Origin of the sequence: Archangium violaceum Cb vi76 (genome assembly GCF_000733295.1) — a bacterium.
Lineage (GTDB): Bacteria > Myxococcota > Myxococcia > Myxococcales > Myxococcaceae > Archangium > Archangium violaceum.
The window spans coordinates 18,567-40,408 of sequence record NZ_JPMI01000257.1; the positions used below are offsets into that span (position 1 = coordinate 18,567).

The 21,842-nt window shown below is 68.8% G+C and carries 22 protein-coding genes; 13 read left to right on the forward strand and 9 right to left on the reverse strand.

Annotation, left to right across the window (positions count from 1 at the left end; all coding sequences use genetic code 11):
* The first annotated feature begins 45 nt into the window (after positions 1 to 45).
* The 5 genes from Q664_RS35335 to Q664_RS35355 all read left to right on the forward strand — a co-directional run bounded on the left by Q664_RS35335 (position 46) and on the right by Q664_RS35355 (position 1,628).
* Positions 46 to 426, forward strand: coding sequence for a hypothetical protein (locus Q664_RS35335; protein WP_043406031.1), 381 nt, complete (start codon positions 46 to 48; stop codon positions 424 to 426).
* An 86-nt stretch (positions 427 to 512) separates the two neighbouring features.
* Complete coding sequence (locus Q664_RS35340) at positions 513 to 773, forward strand: hypothetical protein (protein WP_043406034.1); 261 nt, start codon at positions 513 to 515, stop codon at positions 771 to 773.
* Entirely contained in the window at positions 773 to 1,078 is a 306-nt protein-coding gene (locus Q664_RS35345; RefSeq protein ID WP_043406037.1) for a hypothetical protein, read from the forward strand. Before Q664_RS35340 ends, Q664_RS35345 begins: the two co-directional genes overlap by 1 nt.
* An 8-nt stretch (positions 1,079 to 1,086) precedes the next feature.
* On the forward strand, positions 1,087 to 1,356 hold the full coding sequence (locus tag Q664_RS35350) for a hypothetical protein (RefSeq protein ID WP_152622522.1): 270 nt from the start codon (positions 1,087 to 1,089) through the stop codon (positions 1,354 to 1,356).
* Positions 1,357 to 1,367: 11 nt separating this feature from the next.
* The gene (locus Q664_RS35355; protein ID WP_043406042.1) at positions 1,368 to 1,628 is read left to right on the forward strand and encodes a hypothetical protein; all 261 of its coding nucleotides are present in this window, start codon (positions 1,368 to 1,370) and stop codon (positions 1,626 to 1,628) included.
* A 5-nt stretch (positions 1,629 to 1,633) separates the two neighbouring features.
* On the opposite strand, the gene Q664_RS35360 is transcribed toward Q664_RS35355, so the two are convergent.
* The 4 genes from Q664_RS35360 to Q664_RS35375 all read right to left on the reverse strand — a co-directional run bounded on the left by Q664_RS35360 (position 1,634) and on the right by Q664_RS35375 (position 5,902).
* Positions 1,634 to 2,311 carry a response regulator gene (locus tag Q664_RS35360; protein WP_043406045.1) on the reverse strand — a complete coding sequence of 226 codons (678 nt, stop codon included), beginning with the start codon at positions 2,309 to 2,311 and terminating at the stop codon, positions 1,634 to 1,636.
* Positions 2,308 to 4,386, reverse strand: a complete 2,079-nt coding sequence (locus Q664_RS35365) for an ATP-binding protein (protein WP_160174569.1) — start codon at positions 4,384 to 4,386, stop codon at positions 2,308 to 2,310. The genes Q664_RS35360 and Q664_RS35365 overlap by 4 nt, the downstream gene beginning before the upstream one ends.
* 195 nt (positions 4,387 to 4,581) lie before the next feature.
* Positions 4,582 to 5,301: a hypothetical protein gene (locus tag Q664_RS35370; protein WP_043406047.1), complete on the reverse strand. Its 720-nt coding sequence runs from the start codon at positions 5,299 to 5,301 to the stop codon at positions 4,582 to 4,584.
* Between the two features lie 55 nt (positions 5,302 to 5,356).
* Entirely contained in the window at positions 5,357 to 5,902 is a 546-nt protein-coding gene (locus Q664_RS35375) for a hypothetical protein (RefSeq protein WP_152622523.1), read from the reverse strand.
* A gap of 67 nt (positions 5,903 to 5,969) precedes the next feature.
* Here Q664_RS35375 and Q664_RS35380 point away from each other — a divergent pair, with 67 nt between their 5' ends.
* On the forward strand, positions 5,970 to 7,469 hold the full coding sequence (locus tag Q664_RS35380; RefSeq protein ID WP_043406053.1) for a carboxypeptidase M32: 1,500 nt from the start codon (positions 5,970 to 5,972) through the stop codon (positions 7,467 to 7,469).
* Positions 7,470 to 7,494: 25 nt separating this feature from the next.
* Here Q664_RS35380 and Q664_RS35385 read toward each other — a convergent pair whose 3' ends face one another.
* The gene (locus Q664_RS35385; protein ID WP_043406056.1) at positions 7,495 to 7,971 is read right to left on the reverse strand and encodes an NUDIX hydrolase; all 477 of its coding nucleotides are present in this window, start codon (positions 7,969 to 7,971) and stop codon (positions 7,495 to 7,497) included.
* Between the two features lie 161 nt (positions 7,972 to 8,132).
* Here Q664_RS35385 and Q664_RS35390 point away from each other — a divergent pair, with 161 nt between their 5' ends.
* Positions 8,133 to 9,866, forward strand: a complete 1,734-nt coding sequence (locus Q664_RS35390; protein ID WP_052519059.1) for an MDR family MFS transporter — start codon at positions 8,133 to 8,135, stop codon at positions 9,864 to 9,866.
* Between the two features lie 6 nt (positions 9,867 to 9,872).
* Here Q664_RS35390 and Q664_RS35395 read toward each other — a convergent pair whose 3' ends face one another.
* The 3 genes from Q664_RS35395 to Q664_RS35405 all read right to left on the reverse strand — a co-directional run bounded on the left by Q664_RS35395 (position 9,873) and on the right by Q664_RS35405 (position 12,533).
* A complete protein-coding gene (locus Q664_RS35395; protein WP_043406059.1) occupies positions 9,873 to 11,525 on the reverse strand; it encodes a DUF2339 domain-containing protein in 1,653 nt (550 codons plus the stop codon).
* A gap of 21 nt (positions 11,526 to 11,546) precedes the next feature.
* Positions 11,547 to 12,092 (reverse strand): GNAT family N-acetyltransferase, encoded by a 546-nt coding sequence (locus tag Q664_RS35400; protein WP_043406061.1) that lies wholly within the window; start codon positions 12,090 to 12,092, stop codon positions 11,547 to 11,549.
* Positions 12,093 to 12,182: 90 nt separating this feature from the next.
* Positions 12,183 to 12,533: a four-helix bundle copper-binding protein gene (locus Q664_RS35405; protein WP_043406064.1), complete on the reverse strand. Its 351-nt coding sequence runs from the start codon at positions 12,531 to 12,533 to the stop codon at positions 12,183 to 12,185.
* A gap of 379 nt (positions 12,534 to 12,912) precedes the next feature.
* Between Q664_RS35405 and Q664_RS54200 the strand changes: the two genes are divergently transcribed.
* Entirely contained in the window at positions 12,913 to 15,198 is a 2,286-nt protein-coding gene (locus Q664_RS54200) for a M12 family metallopeptidase (protein WP_063934813.1), read from the forward strand.
* A gap of 602 nt (positions 15,199 to 15,800) precedes the next feature.
* Positions 15,801 to 16,760: a hypothetical protein gene (locus tag Q664_RS35415; protein WP_043406067.1), complete on the forward strand. Its 960-nt coding sequence runs from the start codon at positions 15,801 to 15,803 to the stop codon at positions 16,758 to 16,760.
* 59 nt (positions 16,761 to 16,819) lie between these two features.
* On the opposite strand, the gene Q664_RS35420 is transcribed toward Q664_RS35415, so the two are convergent.
* On the reverse strand, positions 16,820 to 17,986 hold the full coding sequence (locus Q664_RS35420) for a ribonuclease D (protein ID WP_043406069.1): 1,167 nt from the start codon (positions 17,984 to 17,986) through the stop codon (positions 16,820 to 16,822).
* Between the two features lie 66 nt (positions 17,987 to 18,052).
* Here Q664_RS35420 and ttcA point away from each other — a divergent pair, with 66 nt between their 5' ends.
* From ttcA to Q664_RS35440, 4 genes are read left to right on the forward strand one after another with little or no spacing between them, the layout of a single operon-like run.
* A complete protein-coding gene (gene ttcA, locus Q664_RS35425; protein WP_052519061.1) occupies positions 18,053 to 18,913 on the forward strand; it encodes a tRNA 2-thiocytidine(32) synthetase TtcA in 861 nt (286 codons plus the stop codon).
* Positions 18,906 to 19,730 (forward strand): TerB family tellurite resistance protein, encoded by an 825-nt coding sequence (locus Q664_RS35430; RefSeq protein WP_043406072.1) that lies wholly within the window; start codon positions 18,906 to 18,908, stop codon positions 19,728 to 19,730. The genes ttcA and Q664_RS35430 overlap by 8 nt, the downstream gene beginning before the upstream one ends.
* Before the next feature lie 16 nt (positions 19,731 to 19,746).
* Positions 19,747 to 20,568, forward strand: a complete 822-nt coding sequence (locus tag Q664_RS35435; protein ID WP_043406076.1) for a phosphate/phosphite/phosphonate ABC transporter substrate-binding protein — start codon at positions 19,747 to 19,749, stop codon at positions 20,566 to 20,568.
* 30 nt (positions 20,569 to 20,598) lie between these two features.
* Positions 20,599 to 21,834 carry a serine hydrolase domain-containing protein gene (locus Q664_RS35440; RefSeq protein ID WP_043406080.1) on the forward strand — a complete coding sequence of 412 codons (1,236 nt, stop codon included), beginning with the start codon at positions 20,599 to 20,601 and terminating at the stop codon, positions 21,832 to 21,834.
* Positions 21,835 to 21,842: the final 8 nt, after the last annotated feature.

The window sequence follows — 21,842 nt, forward strand, 5'->3', positions numbered from 1 at the left end:
GCCCGCGTGTTACCCGGGATCTCTCGCATGTTGGCAAGAGGTCTCATGAACAAGCTCGTCTGGTGTGCCGTGTGGTGTGTCGTGGCGTTGGGGCTCACGGGGTGTGGGGCCCTGGTGGATCTGGCCGGAGTCGAGACGGCGTCCGCGCACTGTGACTTCCGGGAGCGTGGCCCGAATGGCCCGGAGAATCGCTGTCAGGAGCGGGTGGAGGTCATCAAGCAGGGCGTGGAGTCCTTCAAGGGCCTCTGCGCGTCCCTGGGCGCCGTGTCCGGGGATGGCCCCTGCCCGCGCGAGGGCGTGGTCGGCGGGTGTTTCATCGGCGAGCAGGGGGACGGCAGCGACGTCAACGACTGGTACTACGCCCCGATGACCCGTGAGCAGGCCCAGGGCAAGTGCGCCTCCCGGGAGCCGTTCCTCGAGCCGTAGCGGACCCCCCTGAACAGGGGGATGAACCCGGCGGCGTTCCGAGGCAACGATGCGCGTGCCGTTCCCCGATTCATGAAAGGACACCCGTGAAGCGTACGTTCAAGTGCGCTGCCGCCGTCGGGCTCGCCTCGGTGCTCGTCACCGGATGCGCCGGTCCCCGGCTGGTCAGCAGCATGTCCAGGACGCGCGACGACCGGTACCGGTTCATCTGGTACCAGAACAAGTCCGTCCCGCCGTTCAGCTACACCAGCGAGCAGGGGCTGGTGGATTGCCGCAAGGGCCAGTCTGGCCAGCTCGAGGACTGCAAGCCGGTGAAGATTCTCTTCCTCGACAAGGAGGACAAGTGATGCGCGCGTTGCTTCCCGCGGCCTCCGTACTGCTGGCCCTCGCCACCACCGGCTGCCTCACCAGCCGCTCCATCCGCTCGGTGTCGGAGCATCCGACCCGCCCCCTGACGCTCATCCAGACGCAGGACACCCTCACCTACGTCCCCGGGTTCTACTCCGTCTCGAAGCACCAGTTCTGGAGTTGTTCCCAGCAGTCGGATCAGCTCACGTGCCGCAAGGTCTGTGACGCCCAGGGGCGGCAGCTCGACTGCCCGACGGGCAGTGTGGCCGCGGCCTCCAACAGCAACCAGATCTCCACCCGGTGAGCCACGACATGCACTCGTCATTGAAGCGGATGAGCGGGGCGCTGCTGCTGGCCGCCCTGAGCGGCTGTGCGACGCCCCGTTACCTGGTGAGCGACTTCACCATGGGGGAGCGGTCGGTGAAGTACATCCTCACGCCGATCTCCGCGCGCGCCGGGAAGAACGAGGTGCAGCTCTACGACTTCATCGTCCAGATCTGTGACCTCGATACGAAGGACGAGCCGAGCGCCTGCAAGGACACGACGGTCGTCTCGAACGTGGTCCCGCAGTCCATCTATTGAGGAGTACCCAAATGAATCGGATCCTCCTTCCCGCCCTGCTCTGCGTGGCGCTGCTCGGGGGCTGCACCCGGACGGCCCGGTATGTGACGGCCCAGACCTGGTTCGGCCAGGACGAGTTCTACGTCGCCACCAGCGAGGTGAGCGGAAACATCCTGGCGCAGTCCTGGACCGCCCAGGTCATCACCTGCGAGCACCAGCAGGGCCACTCCCTGGTCTGCAAGCCGCAGCAGAACCTCAACCAGTACCTCAACGCCGGCAACACGGAGAAATAGGCGCCCTACACCAGCCCGCGCCGTGCCGCCTCCAGCGCGGCCTCGGCGCGGGAACAGATGTTGAGCTTCCGGTAGATGTCCTTCACGTAGCCGGCGACCGTGCTCTCGGCCAGCCCCAGCATTCCCGCGACCTCGCCGATTCTCATGCCGCGGCCGATGTAGCCGAGCACCTCGGTTTCCCGGGGCGTGAGCACCACGGGAGGGGCGGGCGGGGGGGGAGCGGGCGCCTGCTGGCGGGCTGGCTCGTGCGCGCGTTCCCGGAAGAACTCGAGGATGCGGCGGGCCACCGGCGGGGACAGGGCCGGCGTGCCTGCTTCCAGTTGCCGGAGCTGCCGCAGCCAGACCTCCTCGGGGGTCTCCTTCAGCAGGTACCCGTGCGCTCCCGCGGAGAGCGCCGGGAAGAGGTGCGCATCGTCCGCGTAGATGGTGACCACGACGATCAGCGCCGAGCCGTGGGTCTCCGCCAGTTGTCTGATGAGCTCGACGCCCGAGCCATCCGGCAGCCCGAGATCGATCAGCGCCAGGTACACGGCGCTCTTCTCCTGGATGAGCGCACGCCCCTCGGCGATGCTCCCCGCTTCGAAGATGGCGGCGTGGGGGTAGGCCTTCTCCAGCCGTTGCCGGAGGCTGGCTCGCAGCTCGGGTTGATCCTCGACGATGAGCACACGCTTCTCGTCCGTCACGCGCGCCCCTTCGCCGTGCTGGCATACGGCCGCTCCTGTACGGGGAGGCGGAACTCCAGCAGGGTGCGCGACGGCCCGGATTCGATCCGCACCTCGCCCCCCGCCTCCTCACCGCGCTGCCTCAGGTTGCGCAGCCCTTCACCGCTGCCGGCGCCCTCGTCGAATCCCGCCCCGTCATCCCGGATGGTGAGGAGCAACTCCTCCTTTCCCTGGTGGCTGCTCACCTCCACCTTCCGGGCCCGGGCGTGGCGGATCACATTCGAGATGGCCTCCCGCGTCATGGACACCAGCTGGCGGGAGACGTGGTGGCTCAGCTCGGCGCCGTCCGGCTCCGCCAGGGAGAGGGGCCATTCGAGCTCGATCCCCGCGGCCTCGAGCCGTTGCGCGGTCTCGTGCCGGATGTCCGCCAGCACGTCCGCGGCTGGGATGAGCCGTCCGGTCAGCGCGCTCACGATGGAGCGGATGTCGGCGATCGCCAGCCGGATGGACTGCCGGGTCCGGTCGAGCGCATCCTGGTGGAGGGCCGTCAACAGGCGCGCACCCACGTCGTCGTGGAGATCCCTGGCGATCCGGCGCCGCTCCTCCCGGACGCCGCGGTCATAGGCGTCGCGGCTGGCCTCGATTTGCTGCATCAGCTCGACGAGGTACTCGCCCAACCGCAAGTGCTGTGGGCCGAAGAGGGTGCGGCCCTTGAAGGGATAGGCGGCGCGCAGCGCGGGCGCCGACGCCGACGGCGGCAGCAGCAGCTCGAGCCCATCCTGCTGGAGCTGGACCTGACGCACCTCGCCGTCCACGGGCTCGAGGGTGAGCGGCTCGAAGAGCCTCCCCACCAGGGACTTCCACCGCTCCGCCCGCTGCGCTCCAGCCGGTGCGAAGGCCACCTCGAGCAGCGCCTGGAAGAGCTGCTGCTCTCCGAGCTGCCCGCGCGGCACCAGGCGGGACCAGAGCCAGTTGCGCAGGGGAAGGTAGCCGAGCCCGCACAGCAGCACCGCCAGCCCCAGCGAGGGGGCCGCCTCGAGCTGCAGCAGGTAGGCGAGCGCGGCGTCCAGCAGCAGCAGCGCGAGGGCTCCACCCACCCAGAACAGGATGCGGTAGGCCCACTCGTCGAGCTCGAAGAGGCGGAATCGGCGCAGGCCGAGCGCCAGGCCCACATCCATCAGCAGGAAGAAGCCGAAGGAGTAGCCCTGGGCGAGCGGAGGAATGCCGCCCAGCAGGGGGGCGCCTACCCGGGTGAAGACGAAGAGGCTCGCCCCCACCAGGATGGAGAGGCCGAACCACCGCAGCGAGGCCCGTGCACGCGGATCTCCCCGGGTCACCCGCCACTGCACCCCGGCGCACCCGAGGGCGAGCAGCATCTCGGAGAGGATGGGGAGGTGCGCGCCCCACTCTGGATCCGGCGTGAGCCGGAGGAGGCTGGCGAGCAGCCACGTGACGAAGACGGCCGGCACCGCCCAGAGCGCGCGCGGCCGGACGAGCTGCCGGGGGTATGAGAGGAACAGCGCAACCAGGCCACAACCAAAGAGCGAGGCTCCCGTCTGGTTCAGCGCGGAGAGCGTGCGGAACAGCCCTCCATCGAGCGCCAGCTCCCGCGTGCTGTAGACGGCGGCGGTCACCGAGAAGAGCGGGAACATCATGCTCATCACGCCGAACATGCGGACCGCCAGGTCGCGCGAACGGAGCACGAAGACCCAGGCGCCGATCAGGAAGGCCGCGCTCCCGGCGAAGAGCTGGAACCAGAAGACGGGGGGCAGGTTCCGCAGTGGCCGCCGCGGCTCCGGGGAGAGGGTGAACGTGCGGGGCTCACCGTCCTGTCCGACGAGCTCCAGCCGCACGGAGTCCGCCGCCAGCAGCCGCGCCAGACGGCTCTGCTCCGCGAAGAAGCCATCCAGCTGCTCGTAGGTCTGGAAGAGATCCGGATCCTCGGCGAGCGCCGTCGCGGAGAGCCCGACGCGTGGATGTCCTGGAGCACCGAGGGCGAGGAGCCTCGCGGGGACGGGAAGCCGTGCGCCAGGGCCCTCCCCATGGACGACGGTCACCGTGCCGGTCTGGAGATCGCCCTCGAGTGTCAGGCCCATCCAGGGCCGTGAGAGCGCCAGGACCACGGCCCCTGTGCACCAGAGTACTGCGAGGAGGGCAGCTCCGAGGAGCCGGTGGGCGGGAGAACTCAGATTCACGGTGGACATCGGGTCCGAGTCTAACCCACGTGGGGTGAACCCCCGTAGTCGTGGGGCGGAGCCGGGGGGACCCGGGTTGCTCCGGGTCCCCAAGCGCTACTTCGTGACGGTGAAGCAGAGCCCGTTCCCCTCCTCGAAGTAGAAGCCGAGGTCGACGGAGGGCTGATTGGCGATGCAGTTGCTCACCACGAACTCCGTGTTCTTCAGATCGCCGCTGGTCACGATGTCGCTGAACTGGCTGGCCTCCGAGAGGTACGAGCCATTCGGGTTGACGTAGCTGAACACCTTCGAGAGCTCGGAAGCGGTGGTGGGGAGCGCGCCGGAGGGCGAATAGGCCCGGACGCGGACCTGGAAGCGCATGGGGAGGGCAGAGGGGCAGTCCGTGCCATCCGGCACCAGGGAGACCTGCTCGGCGGCATAGGTGACCGGGCCGGTGGAGGTGGCCGGGTCCCACGAGACGGGGAACTTGTTGAAGTTCGCGCACGCCGGGGGGCGCACGCGCTGGCAGGTGCTGCTGATGGCGCCGCAGTACGAGCCATAGGCGCAGGTGGAGGGCTGGGGATCGGTGAGGGCGCAGGGGTCTCCGGGCTCCTCGGGATCCGGGTCGGTGCCCGCGTCCGTTCCAGCGTCCGTCCCGGCATCCGTCCCCGCGTCCGTTCCGGCGTCGGTGTCAGTGCCCGCGTCACCGCCCGCATCCGCTGGAGTCTCGCTCCCCGCGTCGTTGGAGCCCCCATCGGGCCCGTCCGGGTCGCAGGAGGTGGCCACGAGGACGAGGCCGAGCGAGAGGGGAAGAATCAGGGAAAGGAATCGTCGCAAGGTCGCGTCTCCAGGTAACCACCCGCACACAGGTGCCGGGGAGACGGATTCTAATTCACTTGTACGGCACCACGGTGCCGCCGCGGTGGGCCGAGTCGCGCAGCACCAGGCGGGTCTCCTTGTAGAGGCGCGCGGCCTTGGGGCCCACGAAGAAGGCCTTGGGGTCGCCCTTGCGGAACGTCTTCTTGAGGTACTCCTCTATCTCCCGGTAGATGCGCCGGAACTGGTCCGAGGCCGCGTCCTTGCGGCCCGTCTGGGGCGTCACCTCCATCTCGGCCCACATCTGGCCGCTGAGCAGCTCGCCCTCCTCGTTCATCCGGCAGCGCTCCAGGAAGATGACGGGCGAGCGCACCTCGTCGATGCGCCAGAAGCCCTTGTCCGGGCCGCGTTTCACCTTGTCCACGATGGCCGGCCCCACGCTGACGGCCACCAGGTACACGTCTTCCTCGGGCAACCGGGGGACGTTCTCCTCGCGGGCGCGGAAGGTCTCCCAGTCCGGCGGGACGCGCCGGGGGTACACCTCCAGCTCGAAGCGCTCGAGGAAGCGGAAGAAGGCGACCTCGTCGTCGGGGGACATGAAGAACTGAAGCTGGCTGGCCATGGTGGGGCAATTAACCGAATGCCGCGCGTTGCGGAAGTCCGGGGCGATTCGGACTAAAGAATCCGCCATGGACAAGACCTTCGACGCGCTGCTCGCCCGGATGCACGAGCTCCGGGACCTCGGTGGGCTCATCGCCCTGGCCACGTGGGACCAGGAGACCTACCTGCCCCCCAAGGCCGCCGAGTCGCGGGCCTTCCAGCTTTCCACGGTCCAGGGCCTCCACCACGAGCGCCTGGTGGACCCCCGGCTGGGCGAGCTGCTCGCCTGGGCGGTGGGCAACCCGGACCTCACGGATGACCAGCGGGCCATGGCGCGCGTGCTCGGCGAGGAGCGGGACCGGGCGGTGAAGGTGCCCAAGGCGCTGGTGCAGGCGCTCGCCGAGGCGCAGAGCCGGGGCCTCGTGGCGTGGCGAGAGGCTCGCAAGGAGAACCGCTTCTCCGCCTTCAAGCCCGCCCTGGAGCGGCTGCTGGCCCTGCGCCGCGAGCAGGCGGATGCCTATGGCCATGGCGGAGAGCGCTACGACGCGCTGCTCGAGGTCTACGAGCCCGGCATGCGCGTGGCACGCCTGAGCCCGGTGCTCAGCGCGCTCCGCGACAACCTCATCCCCCTGGTGGAGGCCCTCCAGTCCGCGCCGCGGAAGGTGGAGGATCTCTTCGTGGGCCGGAACTTCGACCCCGAGGCGCAGTGGCGCCTCACGCTGCGGCTGCTGGGGGACATGGGCTTCGATCTGGAGGCGGGGCGGTTGGACAAGAGCATCCACCCCTTCTCCAACGGGCAGCACCCCATGGACGTGCGCCTCACCACGGCCCTGGAGGAGGGCGCGCTCTCGGCCCTCTTCAGCACGCTGCACGAGGGAGGACATGGCCTGTACGAGCAGGGCTTCTCCCCGGCCCACCATCGCACCCCGCTGGCGAACGCGCCCTCCACGGGCCTGCACGAGTCACAGTCACGCCTGTGGGAGAACCAGGTGGGGCGTGGCCGGTCCTTCTGGACGCACTACTTCCCGGTGCTGCGCGAGACCTTCCCCCAGGCACTCGCGGATGTGGACCTGGACACCTTCCACACGGCCGTCAACCGCGTCTCGCGCTCGCTCATCCGCGTGGAGGCGGACGAGGTGACGTACAACCTGCACATCGTCCTGCGCTACGAGCTGGAGCTGATGCTCATCCGTGACGAGCTGCCGTTGGACGAGCTGCCCGCGGCGTGGAACGAGCGCATGCGGCGCTTCCTGGGCGTCACGCCGCCGGACGACACGCAGGGCGTGTTGCAGGACATCCACTGGTCCTGGGGCGAGTTCGGCTACTTCCCCACGTACGCGCTGGGCAACCTCTACTCCGCGTCCCTCTACCGCGCCGCGCAGCGCGCCATGCCCGGGCTGGAGGAGGGGCTCGCCCGAGGTGAGCTCAAGCCCCTGCGCGAGTGGCTGCGCACCCACATCCATGCCGAGGGCTACCGCCTGCCCGCCGAGGAGCTGGTGCGCAGGGTGACGGGCCAGGGCCTCACCGATGTGGACTTCCTCGCCTACCTCAAGTCCAAGTACGGCGCCCTCTATGGCGTGACGCTCTGAGTCCCTCGGGACATGGGAGGGGGCCTCATGCGCGCCGGCGCGCGGCCTCCTCGAGGTAGGCGCGCACCATCTCCGCGAGGGGGAGCTGGAGAGCCGTGTCCACGTCGATGAACGAGGCCCACACCACCTCGCGGTTGTCGAGGGCAAGCGTGGGCGGTTCCTCCACCGTGAGCTCGACGAAGAAGCACCGGTCGCGCTTGTATTCGGCGGTACCCCGGGCCTCGAAGACCTGGCGCAGTTCGCTCGGGGCGACGCTCAACCCCACCTCCTCGCGCAGCTCGCGTGCGCCCGTCTCTCGCGGGGATTCGTTCCGGTTCTGTCCACCGCCGGGCAGGCTGAAGACGCGCTTGTACGAGTTCTGCAGCAGCAGCACCTTGCGACCGTGCCACACGCCGACGAGGGTGCCCTGTGTCTCGGGGCGGCGCACGAACCAGTACCCGAGCGCCAGGGTGTAGGCGCCCCGGTACGCCATGCGCATGAGGGGATCGACGAGCGAGCTCACAGTGCCTCCTTCCTGGCACGGTAGCCGAGCGGCCTTGCCCGGTCGACCTGGGACGTCACGGGCTCATCACCCGGCCTCCATTGCCCATGAAGTCCTCTCTCCTTAGAGATATGGAGGGTCCTCGAGCTGTCGGAAGTCCCTTGAATTGGAGCCGCCGACATATGGCCTTCGAGCTGACCCGCCCGCAGAAGATCCTCACCCTGCTGGGCGTCCTGCTGGGCATGTTGCTGGCCGCGCTCGACCAGACCATCGTGTCCACCGCCGGTCCCGCCATCCAGCGAGATCTGCACATCCCCGCCTCGCTCTACGCGTGGATCACGACCTCGTACCTGGTGGCCTCCACGGTGCTCGTGCCGGTGTACGGGAAGCTGTCGGATGCGTTCGGACGGCGGCGCATCCTCGTCATCGGCATCCTCATCTTCCTGCTGGGCTCGGCGCTGTGCGGCCTGTCGCAGACGACGCTCCAGCTCATCCTCGCCCGTGCCCTGCAAGGCGTCGGCTCGGCGTCGCTCTTCACCAGCGCGTTCGCCATCGTCGCGGACATCTTCCCGCCCTCCGAGCGCGGCAAGTACCAGGGCATCTTCGGTGCCGTGTTCGGGCTCTCGAGTGTCGTGGGCCCGCTGGTGGGCGGCTTCCTCACGGACCACCTGAGCTGGCACTGGGTGTTCTTCGTCAACCTGCCCGTGGGAGCGGTGGCGCTCGGCTTCATCCTCACCCGCATGCCGCCGCTGCGGCACGAGGGCCGTAAGGCCTCGGTGGACATCCTGGGCGCGCTCACGTTGTCGCTGTTCGCCGTGCCGCTGCTGCTCGCGCTGTCGCTGGGCCGCCGCACCGTGGCTCCGGGCGAGACGGGGTTCCCGTGGGGCTCGCCCCAGATTCTCGGCATGTTCGCGCTCTCGGTGCTGGGGCTCGTCGCCTTCATCTGGGTCGAGCGTACCGTGCAGGAGCCACTGCTCGACCTGAAGCTCTTCCGCAACAAGACGTTCGCCGTGGGCAACGTGGCCGCCTTCATCAGCGGCGCGGTGTTCCTGGGCGCCATCGTCTTCCTGCCCCTCTTCATGGTGAACGTGGTGGGGCTGTCGGCCACCCACTCGGGCTTCACGATGATGCCGCTCACCCTGGGCATCGTCGCCGGCAACGTCCTCTCCGGGCAGCTCGTCTCCCGGCTGGGCCGCTACAAGGTGTTCATGCTCGCCGGGCAGGTCATCGCGGTGGCCGCCTTCGGGGTCATGGCCTTCACCCTCCGCCCCGCCTCCACCCAGGGCGAGCTCACGCTGAAGATGATCTTCGTGGGCCTGGGGCTGGGCCCCTCCATCCCGCTGTTCACCCTGGCCATCCAGAACGCCGTGGCACCGCATCAGGTGGGCGTGGCCACGTCCAGCGCCACGTTCTTCCGCCAGATGGGCTCCACCATCGGCGTGGCGTTGATGGGCACGGTGTTCGGTCTGGCGCTCTCCTCGTCCATGGCCACGCACATGACCGAGGCCACCCGGGACGTGCCCGTGGCGCTCCGTCAGCAGCTCATGCCCCGGAATGCCGGGGGCGGACAGGTGAGCGAGGAGGGTGGGGCAACCGGCCGCTCGTTCGATGCGGTGGCCATCAAGGCGCGCATCGCCGAGGGCTTCGAGAAGCAGCGCGAGGCGCTCGCCCCAGCGGCCCAGGCGGGAGACCCCGCGGCGAAGGGCCGGCTCGAGGGACTCGCCCAGGCCCAGCGGGCCGCCGAGGCCACCGTGGACAAGCTGGCCCTGGCCTTCAAGGAGGCCTTCTCCGAGGCCATCCGCGACATCTACCGCATCACCCTGCTCATCGCGATACTGGCGTTGCTCGTCACCCTGGCGCTTCCGGAGCTGCCGTTGCGCAAGACGAACGCGCCCCAGCCGCCGGTGATGGAGTAGGTCCGCTCAGCTCCGGTTTCCTCGCAGCCGCGTGTACACGTACGACACCGCCAGCAGCATCAGCCCGAGCAGGATGAAGGTGAGGATGCGCTGGTTGGGTGGCAGCCCGGACAGGTCCACGAAGAGCAGGCGTCCCAGGGTGAAGGCCAGCACCGCGATGCCCACGAGCCGGTACCAGCGCTCGTGCACGGCGAAGCCCAGGGCGAACAGTCCAAACGCCGCGATGCCCCAGCCCAGCGTGGTGAGGTCCGAGGGCATCAGCTCGCCCACGAGCCACAGCAGCGCGAGCCCCGCTCCGGCCGCGCAGGAGAACTGGAGCGCGCCGCGGCGGCGCCCCTCGAGAGGCGGAGGCAGCCGGTCCGTCCGCGCCACCGCGGCCCGCTCGACGAGCGCGAAGCCCACCAGCAGGGCCGCGTCCAGGAGCGCGCGCGCCGTGGGCGGCACCTGCCACGTGGCCCCGAGCGCCACGTAGAGGATGCCCACGCCCACCACCTGCAGGGCGCCCGCGCCCAGGACGCGCCCGGCGATTCCCGCCACCAGTCCCACCGCCGTCCACGCCCGCACCAGCGCCGAGTCCTCGTACTGCCAGGGCAGACCCAGCGCGAGCGTGAGGCCGCTCGTGGCCAGGAAGGCCTGGAGCACCGCCGGGTGCGCGTTCCTCCACCCGGCCACCGCGGCGCCCACGCCCTGCGCCAGCGCGAGCGTGATGAAGAAGGTGAAGAGGTGCGGCTCGCCCCAGCGCCCCACCTCCACCGCTCCCAGGGTGAGCATCCCCACCCAGTTGAGCAGCGCGAAGGAGAGCGCCGCGCGCCTCGACAGCTCGCGCGGGTGCACCAGCAGCGCCACCGAGAAGATGACGTAGTAGAGCGCCAGGAAGGACAGGCTCAGCGTCAGCTGCTCGCCGTCGGGCTGGCCCTGAGCGATGGCGTCCGTGCGCATCGCCCAGACGACGTGCGTCGCGTAGACGGCCACCAGGCTCGACAGCGGCACGAAGACCCAGCGGTTCTTCACCAGGAAGAAGAGCGCTCCACCCGCCAGCATGCTGGTGGACATGAGCGTGAAGGAGGTGATGTCGCTGAGCATCCCCGTGCGCAACCCGAGGAAGAGCGCGATGCCCGCCACCGTCTCCGACTGCATCCGCTGGGCGATGACCACGATGCCCACCACGTTGAGCGCCAGCAGCACCAGCGCCAGGGGCTCGCTCTCGATGACCCGCACCGCCGGCACGAAGTGCAGCGCGTACGTGACGAAGTAGGCGAGCGCCAGGCCTCCGCCGAAGACGATGCGCCCGAAGAGCTCGTGCCGCCGTGACAGCCACAGGCCCAGCGCCGCCAGCCCCGCGCTCAGCAGGTAGCCCGCGCCCACCCGTGCCAGCACCCCCAGCTCACCGAAGTGGTAGATGATGAGGAAGGCGAAGCCGATGATGAGCGCCACGATGCCCGCCCGGCTCAGCCAGTACGTGCCGAGGTGTGCCTCCAAGTCTCTCTGCTCCGCCTCGGGTACGGGCTCGCCGGGACCGGCGGGGTTGGCAACGGGGGAGGGCAGTGGCCGCGCCGGGGCCGCCGTCTCCAGTTTCTCGATGCGTGCCTCCAGCCGCGAGACCGTCTCCTCCAGCCGCCGCACCACGTCCCGCAGGTCCTGCGTGTCTCCCTCCGTCATGCGCTCCTCGTGCGCCGCACCTTATGCCGGAGCCGGCTTCCACTCCGAGCGCAGAATGCCCATCACCCACGTGTCCACGTACGCGCCATCCACGTAGTGGTGCCGCCGCAGCACGCCCTCTCGCTGGAAGCCCGCCTTCTCGTAGGCCCGGATACCCGCCGTGTTGTGCTCCAGCACTTCCAGTTGCACCCGGTTCAGGTTCAACGTGCCGAAGCCGTACTCCAGCGTCATCCGCGTGGCCTCCGTGCCGTAGCCCTTGCGCCACTCGGACGGCTCGCCGATCAGCATCCCGAAGGTCGCTCGCCTGCTCCGGAAGTCCAGGTCGTGCAGCCCACTCGTGCCGATCATCCGGTCCCCATCCCGCAGCACGATGGCGAACATCACATCCTTCGGACTGGCGGTGAGGGTGTCCACGAAGGCCACCTCCTGCGCCGTGTTCATCGGGCGGTGCACCAGCAGGTTGCGGCGCACGTCGGGGTGGTTGATGAAAGCCACCAGCCTCGGCGCGTCCTCACGCTCGAGTGGACGGAAGTACAGGCGCGGGCCCAGGAAGAACGGGGTCTGCATGGGGGGTCCTCTTCAGGAAGAAGACCCTCACCCTAGCCCTCTCCCAGGGGGAGAGGGGACTTCCACGGGGAAGAACGCGCGGTTGCTCCGTCAGGTGAAGAGCAGCGGCCGGCAGGCCCGGGCCAGTTGCAGCGCGTCGCGTGCCAGCACGTTGGAGGCCAGGTTCCCGTCCAGCCACGCTGCACGCGCCACCTGGTTGCTCAGCTCGAAGCACAGCGTCGCCGTGCGCCGCGCCAGGCGGCTGTCCTTTTGCAGGGCACGGGCGTTCAGTTCGCACAACTCCGCGCATTGCCGCAGCAGGCGCATCGGCTCGCTGTCAGCGCGCATTCCATTGGAGGCCAATTGCTCCATCGCCGCTTCGCACGAGGCCTGACAACTCAGGCTCGCGGCGATGCAGTGATGGATGTCGGCCGTCGCGCCACCCAGTCGGACTCCAGACATGCCCACGCCACCTCCACAGCGGCTTCAAACCTACGCACGTTCCCCCCAGCCGCAACCGAATCCGTCGCCCCCCGAGCCACATGTTCAATCGGCTCCATGACACTGAGCCTCGTGCCTGGTGCTATCGAGAAGGACGCACAGGAGCGCACCGGAGTTCCCGCCCCGCTCTTCGCGAAACTCCAGCAATCCACCGCCTTCCCCCTGGCATGGATGATGCCGGGGCCATCACCCCTGACGGGACGGCCCCGTCACTCGTGACAGAAGATGACGATCCGCATGGGTCCAGCCCTGGAGACGCCGTGGGTTCCAGCGGCGTTGCCCGATTTCAAGACCCACGTGTCCAAGGAAGTGAAGCCTGCTTCCACAAAGGACACGCGAGATGAAGACCCCGAAGAAGTCCCCGTTCCGCGCCACCCTCACCGCCGCGAGCCTCGGCATGCTCGCCGTCACCACCCAGGCCGGATGTGACGGCGCCGTCGAGGAGCCGCGGGCGGAAGAGACGCCCTCCACGTTCGGTGGTGCCGAGCGCGCCTATCCGGGCCGCACCGGCGTGGCCCGCACCGGCATGCTGCGCACGGAGCGGGGCGAGCTCCAGGTGGACTACGAGGAGATCGACGGCAACGCGGTCATCGACGGAGACATCGTGATGCCGCTGCACCTCCTCTCCGAGCCGGGCGAGCGCCATGCCAGTGGAACGGCCCGCGCCCATGCCTCGACGCGTTGGCCCAATGGCGTGGTGCCCTATGTGATCGACTCGGGGCTGAGCAGCCCGTCGCGCGTCACCAGCGCCATCGCGCACTGGACGGAGAAGACGAACATCAAGTTCGTTCCCCGCACGACCGAGACGGCCTACGTGAAGTTCGTGTCGGGCTCCGGGTGCAGCTCGTCCGTGGGCAGGACGGGCGGCGCGCAGAGCATCACGCTGGAGAGCGGCTGCTCCACCGGCAACGCCATCCATGAGATTGGCCATGCCCTGGGCGTGTGGCACGAGCAGATGCGCGGCGATCGTGACAACTACGTCACCATCAACTGGAACAACATCCAGTCCGGCTATTCGCACAACTTCCAGACGTACACGGCCAGTGGGTACGACGGCATGGACGTGGGGGCGTACGACTACGGGTCCATCATGCACTACGGGCGCACCGCGTTCGGCATCAACGGCGCGGAGACGATCACCCCGCGAACCTCGGGCGTGACGATCGGCCAGCGCGATGGACTGAGCTCGACCGACATCGAGACGATCCGGACCCTCTACGACGGCGTGACGGAGTTCTCCAATGTCTCCGGCTGGTGGGGGTCCGCCAACGCGGGCGGCGGCGTCGCCATCACCCAGCTCGACGGCGACTCCCGGCCCGACATGATCGTCTTCCACGTGGATGACCCGAGCGACGGCAACAACGGCTACTACCGGATCGGCTGGAACATCGGCCAGGTCACGTACTCCAACGGAGCGGGCAGCAAGTATCAGCCCACGAGCTGGAGTGGCGTCATGAGCATCGGGGGCTGGTGGGGCAAGTACACGAGCGGCGCCGGCATCGCCGTGGGGGACATCAATGGCAACGGCCGGCCCGACCTGGTCGTCGTCCACGTCGACAATCCGGACGGCGCGGACAGCACCCATTACCGCATCGGCTGGGACCTGACGACGAGCGGCACCGTCTCGTCGTGGAGTGGCCCCTACGGCTTCTCGGGTGGATTCCACGGCAGCCGCACGCAAGGGGCCGATGTCGCCTTGCACGACATCAATGGCAACGGCCGGCCCGACCTGGTCGTGGGCACCGTCGATGATGCGAGTGGCGAGAACAGCATCTACTACGCGGTGGGGTGGGACCTCGGCACGAGTGGCGGCATCAGCTCGTACAGCGGCACGCACGCGAAGTCCGGCTGGGTGGGCAGCGCCACCTCGGACATGGGCCTCGATATCGCGGACATGGATGGCAACGGCCGGCCGGACCTCGTGATCTCCTGGGTGGATGCGCCCTCGGGTGATGACGTCCACGTCTACCAGGTGGGCTATGATCTCTCGGCGGCGACGGGCGCGGTGTCATCGGGCTGGAGTGGCTCGGGCTCCTCGGCGACCACCGCCCGCACGCTCAATGCGCGGCTGGGCGAGTCCACGCACGGGGCCGACGTGGCCGTCCACGACTTCAACAACGATGGGAGCAAGGATGTGGTCAGCTTCCACATCGATCACGTGAACGACAACACGGGCTACCTCTCCGTGCTGATGGACCAGTCGGACAAGCTGTACAGCTTCACGGCGAAGCACAGCGGCAAGGCCATGGACATCCTGAACGCCGCCACCAATGACCAGGCCTGGCTGCACCAGTGGAGCTGGGGGAACGGTGACAACCAGAAGTTCTCCCTGCGTGCCACCCCGGACGGCTACTACTTCATCGTGCCGAGGCACAGCGGCAAGTGCCTGGACGTCGAGGCCAGCTCCACGGGGGATGGGGCCACTGTCTATCAGTGGTCGTGGAACGGCAACGACAACCAGAAGTTCTCGCTCGTGAACCACGGCGACGGCTACTACAGCCTCAAGGCCAAACACAGCGGCAAGTGCCTGGACGTCTTCGCCTTCAGCCAGGAGGACGGCGGCCACATCCTCCAGTGGACCTGCAATGGCTACGACAACCAGAAGTTCACGATGACCCGGCGCTAAGCCGGCCGAAGTAAGTCCGTACAGGGGTCTGTCCTCGGCTCGAAAGCAGGAGGGACCCCTCCGGGTCCGGTCTCGCCAGACTTGTCCAACAGTTGGACAAGTTCGTGAAGAGCGCGCCCGGAAGGCGGACTCACCTGGCCAGGACCATGAGGACCTCGAGCGTGAAGAAGTCCTCGGAGAGCATCAGGGCGGTGGTGGCGCGGGCGGGCGCCGGGGTCACGGAAGGAGCCCAGTGCGGTGAACAGCTTGCCGCGGGCCCAGGGGGACGAGCGGCACGCCGGGCTGGTCAAGCCCACGGGGCGTGGCGGAGGCGGAGGTGCATGATGTCCCTCGATGAGGTGGCGGGAGAACGCCCAGGAGCCGGTTCTATTGCACGGGAACCCCCCGCGACATGTCGGGAGGCGTCGGCGACATGTCGCCGACATCCCGTTGGAGGGGGTCTCCCTCTGAACGGTGGGTGGAGGAGGCTGGTACGGAGCTTGCGATGGCCTGATTCCGCGTCCCTGAGCCGCCTCACGAAGCGTCACTCAGGGGAGCGTTCACCGCGCCCGACGCTCACGATGCCGTGAGCGCGGCGCCTTCTCTTCGGAGTCAGTCCCCATATGAAGTTCGCCAAGTCGTTCCCTTCCCTCTGCGGCATCCTGGCGTGTGGCGCCACCCTCCTGCTGGCCGACCAGGCCCGGGCCGAGCTGTTGATCAACGTCGACACCGCGGGCTGCAACACCAACGTGGCCATCAACAACGCCATCGGCCAGAGCTTCCGCGTGAACGCGGCCACCGATCTCCAGGCGATCGAGGTCTGGCTCAAGCCCGAGCTGTACTACACCACCTCCTATGGCCTGGAGGTCTATGACGGGGAGGGGACGGGTGGAACGCGCCTGGCCACCTCCTCGACGACGCTGACGCTGGGCTCGCAGACGGGTGGAACACCCTCCGGCTGGTATGGCTTCTCCTTCGCCGGCCTGGGCCTCAACCTCCAGCCCAACCATGCCTACACCTTCCGGCTGGTGCGGCTCTCCACGTACTCCGGTGCCTTCTCCATGTGTGGCAACGTCTACGCCAATGGCATCCAGTACTGGCTGGGCTACTACGCGGACACGCCCTATGACATGTCCTTCCGGCTGCATGGCTCGCAGGCCCTGCCCATCGAGTCGCTGGCCTGGACGGCCTCCGGCCCCGGCACCCGGACGAGCACCCCGGACAGTGGCGCCGCGGAGGCGGTGACCTTCGACTACTACCTCAATGGCTCCGGTGTCTGGAGCCCCCAGCAGTGGACCTTCTCGGCCGTCGCGCCGCAGTCCACCACCTTCAACTTCGACTGGAACTACTCCGGCTTCCACGCCTGGTTCATGGTGTACGCCAACGCGACCGCTTTCGCGGACGGGCCCAATGGCCGCACCCTCGTGAACCTCTACACGCGTAACTACGGGGATGGCTGGAACGTCAGCGGCACCGCCTCGCTCCCGCTCACCGCGGGCTACCCGTTCGGCATCATCGTCGATGGCCAGAACTTCGACAGCGACGCGCGCCTGATTGGAAACGTGAAGATCACCTCCAAGTAGGGCTCGTGTCTCCACCTGTCCCGGGAGCGGTGTCCCGGGGCTGGTGTGCTCGAGGGGGCTCAGCCCTGCACGGGGTGCTGGGCGAGCAGCGTCAGCAGGTCCTCTCCGTAGAGTTCCACCCGCTTCTCCCCGAAGTACGGCACCGCCCTCAGCTCGTCCAGGTCCGCCGGGGGCCGTGACACGAGCACGTCGAACACCGGGTTGGGCAGCACCACCGACGGCATCACCTTCCGCGCCGTCGCCTTCTCCGCGCGCCACGCCTTCAGCGCTTCCTCGCGCTTGCGCCGGTTCGCGTCCTTCGGTCCCTTCTGCTCCTCCGCCGGCTTCAGCTCGCCCCGCCGGGACTTCTCCAGCAGCTCGCGCACCAGGGCGATGATTTCATCCCCATGCGCCCTCACGAAGGCACCCCGGACTCCCGCCGCCTTCGCCAGCTCCCTCGGGTTGCCCGGCGGCTTCACCGCGATGTCCGAGATGGCCATGTTGGAGAGCATCCTCCCCATGGGCACGTTCTCCGCCTCGGCCCACTCCAGCCGCTTGCGGTGCAACGCCTGGGCAATCGCGTTGGCCAGCACCATCTGCGTCGGCGTCAGCCCCGCCTTCGGCAGGCGCGGCTTGAAGTCCGCCCCCACCTCCGGCCTCGCCGCCGCCTCGTCGCACATGCGCTGGCAGTCCAGCAGCACCTCCTCGAGGATGCCCGCCTTGCGCGTCTCCTCCCTCACCTGCCGGCCCAGCTCCACCAGGTAGCGCACGTCGTTGGCGATGTAGTCCCGCATCCCCGGCGGCAGCGGCCTCAGCGAGAAGTCCGACTGCTGGTGCTCCTTCGGCAGCTCCACGCCCAGCCGCTCGCGCGCCAGGTCCGCCAGCCCCACCTTGGGCCAGCCCAGCAGCGTCGCCGCCCGGTGCGTGTCGAACAGCCCCCGCACCCTCACTCCCGCCTCGGCCAGGTAGGGCAGGTCCCCCCCGGCCGCATGGAAGAACTTGGTCCGGTCCGGGTCCCCCATCACCGGGGCGAGCAGGGCGGCCTCCACCCCGGGCTGGAGCGTGTCGAAGAGGAGCACCTCCTCGTCCGTGGCCACCTGGAGGAAGCACAGGCGGGCGCGGAAGGCGTGCATCGCATCCGCCTCCACGTCCACGGCCAGCTCCCGGGCCCCTTCGAGCTTCCGGGCGGCCGTCTGGGCCCCCTCTGAATCGATGATGTCCTGCGCACCTTGTGGGAAGCTCTGCATGGCGAGAAGCAGGCTAGCGGACCAGGTGTGTACGTGTAGCGTGTTTTTTCCCAAGCCGCCGCTAGGATGACAACCCCGATGAACCCCGACGTCCTTCGCCTCGAGAAGAGCCTGCTCGGCCACATGGGCCGTGCCATTTCGGACTACTCCCTCATCTCCGAGGGGGACCGCATCATGGTGGGTGTGTCCGGTGGCAAGGACTCGTACACCATGCTGTACCTCCTCCGGGAGCTCCAGCGCCGCGCGCCCGTGAAGTTCGACCTGCTGGCGGTCAACCTCGACCAGGGCCACCCCGGCTTCCCGGCCGACAAGCTGGAGGGCTGGTTCAAGTCCGAGGGCTTCGCCTACAAGATGCTCAAGGAGGACACCTACTCCATCGTCCTGGAGAAGACGCCTCCCGGGAAGACGCAATGCGCCGTCTGCTCCCGCATGCGCCGCGGCATCCTCTATACGGCGGCGGTGGAGCTGGGCTGCAACAAGATCGCCCTCGGCCACCACCGGGACGACCTCATCCACACCCTGCTGCTCAACCTCTTCTTCGCCGGCTCGCTCAAGGCCATGCCGCCCATCCTCAAGAGCGACGATGGGCGCAACACCGTCATCCGCCCCCTGTGCTACGCGCCGGAGAAGGAGATCGCCGCCTACGCCGAGGCCCGGCGGTTCCCCATCATCCCCTGCGATTTGTGCGGCACGCAGGAGAACCTCCAGCGCAAGCGCATGCAGAAGCTGATGGAGGAGCTGGGCAAGGAGATTCCCAACGTCCGGCAGAGCGTGCTCTCCGCCATGAGCAACGTGCGGCCGAGTCACCTGTTGGACAAGAGCGTTTTCGACTTCTCCTCGCTCGCGTCCGAGGGTACTCCAGCAGGGGAAGCGCAGGCGCAGACGACGACCGCAGCACGAATCCAGGGAGGGCTGGCGGATGCCTAAGGAAGCGGTGAAGGCGCGCAGGGAGCGGAACGAGGCGCTGGTGGAGGTGATGCTGCTGGCGGCCATGGCGGATGGTCAGGTGTCTCAGCGGGAGCTGCAGATGTTGTTGCGGCGCGTCATCGAGCGCCCCGAGTTCGAGGGCACCAAACCCGAGGAGCTCAACGCGCTGGTGGAGGCGAGCGCCCAGCGGCTGTCCAAGGCGCACGACCTGGAGGAGATTCTCGCCTCGCTGCGGGCGCGGCTGCCCAACCACAAGAACCGGATGCTGGCCTTCGGGCTGGCGGCGTCCATCGCGTTCTCGGACCACCGGGCCACGCGCACGGAGCTGGGCCTGCTCAAGACGTTCCAGGCGGCGCTGGGCATCTCCGAGGACGAGGTGGCTCAAATCATCGACGTCATCGAGGGCGGAGGGAGCCTGTCGGAGGCGCTGGGTGAGCCGCTGGAGCGGCTGTTCGCCGAGGTGATGGTGCTGGTGAGCGCGGCGGACGGGCACCTGAAGGAGGCCGAGGCGCGGGCGCTGGTGGAGAGCTTCGCGTCGGATCCGCTCTTCCACAACGTGAGCCCCGAGCGGGCGCAGGCCTTCGTGAGCGAGGCGGTGTCGGCGCTGGCCGCCGAGGGGCTGCCGGCCCGGCTGCAGGTGATGGCGCACGGGCTGACGACGCACCAGCAGCGGCTGAAGGCCTACCGGTTGGCGACGAAGATCGCCCACGCGGGAGGCCAGGAGCCGAGCCTCGCCGAGCAGCGGATTCTGCACATGCTCCAGGCGACGTTCGGATTGGCGGACGACGAAGTGGCGCGACTGGACGCCGAGGCGTAGACACGGGCTCCCGACCATGTCCGCCCCTCCTCCCAACCCGGCACGATTCTCCTTCCGCTTCGGTCTGCCGCCCTCGCTGGGCAACGCGCTGGCGCGCGAGCGGGCCGAGCGGCTCACCGCGTTCATCGAGAAGGCCCTGGGCCGCAAGGTGGAAGTGAGCGTGGCGTCCACCTACGAGGCGCTCGCCAAGGATCTGCTGGCGGGCCGGGCGGATGCCGTGTGGGCGCCGCCCTTCGTGTGCGCGCGGGTGGAGGCCATGGGCGTGCGGGTGCTGGCGCGCGGGGTGCGGCGCGGGCGCTCGTCGTACCGCTCGGCGCTGGTGGCGAAGGCGGGCTCCGGGCTGACGCTGGACTCGTTGCAGGGCACGCGCGTGGCGTGGGTGGACCGGGACTCGGTGGGCGGCTACCTGCTGCCGGTGGCGTACCTGAAGGCCGGAGGCCGCGAGCCGGTGAAGACGTTCGCCGCGCAGCAGTTCGCGGGCTCGTACAAGGCGGCCCTGGAGGCCGTGCAGGGTGGACAGGCGGACGTGGCGAGCATCTTCTGCCCGCCGGAGTCCACGGGGCTGACGTACGCGGACGGCGTGGAGGTGGTGCTGCCGGGGAAGGGCGGGGCGTTCGAGCTCATCGCCTACACCGAGGAAGCGCCCAATGACGGGGTGCCGGTGGGCATGGGGGTGGCGCCGGAAGTGGCGGGCCAGTTGGAGCGCGCGCTGCTGAGCCTGCACGAGACCGAGGACGGCAAGCGCCTGCTGGAGGAGCTCTTCTCGGCGGAGCGCTTCGAGCCCGCGCCGCGGATGGGCTACCGGGCCCTCTACCGCGTGGCACTCGCGAGCCTCTGAGCTCCTGGCCCGCCGAGGGAGAATCAACGGATGGCGGACTTTGGCATCAACGTCGACCCGGGTGAGGTCGGCCTGGATGCGCGGCGGCTGCGGCGCATCGACACGCATTTCCAGCGGTACGTGGACGACGGACGGCTCGCGGGCTGGCAGGTGATGGTGTCCCGCCGGGGCAAGGTCGCGCACCTGTCCTCGTACGGGCTCGCGGACAAGGAGGCTGGCCGCCCCGTCGAGACGGACACCCTCTGGCGCATCTACTCGATGACGAAGCCCATCACCTCCATCGCGGCGATGATGCTGTGGGAGGAGGGGGCGTTCGAGCTGTCCGATCCCGTCAGCCGGTGGTTGCCCGAGTTCTCCCAGCCGCGCGTCTACGTGGGAGGCTCCGCGGTCCGGCCCATCACCGTGCCCGCCATCGAGCCCATCCGCGTGTGGCACCTGCTCACGCACACCGCCGGGCTCACGTACGGCTTCCACCGCGTGCACGTCACCGATGAGATGTACCGGCTCCGTGGCTTCGAGCTCGGTGCCTCGGACTTCACGGACCTCGCCGCGTGCGTCCGAGGCTGGGCGGAGCTGCCGCTCGCCTTCCAGCCCGGTGCCGAGTGGAACTACTCGGTGGCCACGGACGTGCTCGGCCGGCTCGTCGAGGTCGTGTCCGGGCAGACGCTCGAGGCCTTCTTCCATGAGCGCATCCTCGGCCCGCTCGGGATGAAGGACACGATGTTCTGGTGCCCCGAGGACCGGCAGCACCGGCTGGCCGCGCTGTATTCGGCGGACGCCTCGCGCACCCGGACGATCCGCTCCGAGGTGCTCGGCAAGGGCATCCTGAAGCCGCCTCCGTGGCTGTCGGGCGGCGGCGGGCTGGTGTCGACGACGCGCGATTACACGCGCTTCACGTGGATGCTCCTGAACGGCGGCGAGCTCGAGGGCACACGGCTGCTCTCCCCGAGGACCCTCCGCTACATGACCCGGAACCACCTGCCCGGAGGCGCGGATCTCTCCGCATTCGGCCGGCCGCTGTTCGCCGAGACGCGCTACGACGGCGTCGGTTTCGGGCTCGGCTTCGCCGTGGTCCTGGATCCGGTGGCCTACCGCACGCTGTCCACCGCGGGCGAGTACCACTGGGGCGGCATGGCGAGCACCTCCTTCTGGGTGGACCCGGCCGAGGAGATGACCGTCGTCTTCATGACCCAGCTGCTCCCCTCGAACACCTATCCGCTGCGCTCGCAGTTGCGCCAGCTCGTCTACCAGTCACTCGTCGACTGAGCGCCGGG

Bases quoted from the DNA above. Each gene is read 5' to 3' on its own strand.
- Q664_RS35395 (WP_043406059.1), bottom strand. From the start codon at position 11,525: ATGACGGAGGGAGACACGCAGGACCTGCGGGACGTGGTGCGGCGGCTG.
- ttcA (WP_052519061.1), top strand. From the start codon at position 18,053: ATGACAACCCCGATGAACCCCGACGTCCTTCGCCTCGAGAAGAGCCTG.
- Q664_RS35440 (WP_043406080.1), top strand. From the start codon at position 20,599: ATGGCGGACTTTGGCATCAACGTCGACCCGGGTGAGGTCGGCCTGGAT.
- Q664_RS35430 (WP_043406072.1), top strand. From the start codon at position 18,906: ATGCCTAAGGAAGCGGTGAAGGCGCGCAGGGAGCGGAACGAGGCGCTG.
- Q664_RS35365 (WP_160174569.1), bottom strand. From the start codon at position 4,386: ATGGGCCTGACACTCGAGGGCGATCTCCAGACCGGCACGGTGACCGTC.
- Q664_RS35415 (WP_043406067.1), top strand. From the start codon at position 15,801: ATGAAGTTCGCCAAGTCGTTCCCTTCCCTCTGCGGCATCCTGGCGTGT.
- Q664_RS35350 (WP_152622522.1), top strand. From the start codon at position 1,087: ATGCACTCGTCATTGAAGCGGATGAGCGGGGCGCTGCTGCTGGCCGCC.
- Q664_RS35405 (WP_043406064.1), bottom strand. From the start codon at position 12,533: ATGTCTGGAGTCCGACTGGGTGGCGCGACGGCCGACATCCATCACTGC.
- Q664_RS35435 (WP_043406076.1), top strand. From the start codon at position 19,747: ATGTCCGCCCCTCCTCCCAACCCGGCACGATTCTCCTTCCGCTTCGGT.
- Q664_RS35380 (WP_043406053.1), top strand. From the start codon at position 5,970: ATGGACAAGACCTTCGACGCGCTGCTCGCCCGGATGCACGAGCTCCGG.
- Q664_RS35420 (WP_043406069.1), bottom strand. From the start codon at position 17,986: ATGCAGAGCTTCCCACAAGGTGCGCAGGACATCATCGATTCAGAGGGG.
- Q664_RS35375 (WP_152622523.1), bottom strand. From the start codon at position 5,902: ATGGCCAGCCAGCTTCAGTTCTTCATGTCCCCCGACGACGAGGTCGCC.
- Q664_RS35390 (WP_052519059.1), top strand. From the start codon at position 8,133: ATGGCCTTCGAGCTGACCCGCCCGCAGAAGATCCTCACCCTGCTGGGC.
- Q664_RS35400 (WP_043406061.1), bottom strand. From the start codon at position 12,092: ATGCAGACCCCGTTCTTCCTGGGCCCGCGCCTGTACTTCCGTCCACTC.
- Q664_RS54200 (WP_063934813.1), top strand. From the start codon at position 12,913: ATGAAGACCCCGAAGAAGTCCCCGTTCCGCGCCACCCTCACCGCCGCG.
- Q664_RS35345 (WP_043406037.1), top strand. From the start codon at position 773: ATGCGCGCGTTGCTTCCCGCGGCCTCCGTACTGCTGGCCCTCGCCACC.
- Q664_RS35355 (WP_043406042.1), top strand. From the start codon at position 1,368: ATGAATCGGATCCTCCTTCCCGCCCTGCTCTGCGTGGCGCTGCTCGGG.
- Q664_RS35335 (WP_043406031.1), top strand. From the start codon at position 46: ATGAACAAGCTCGTCTGGTGTGCCGTGTGGTGTGTCGTGGCGTTGGGG.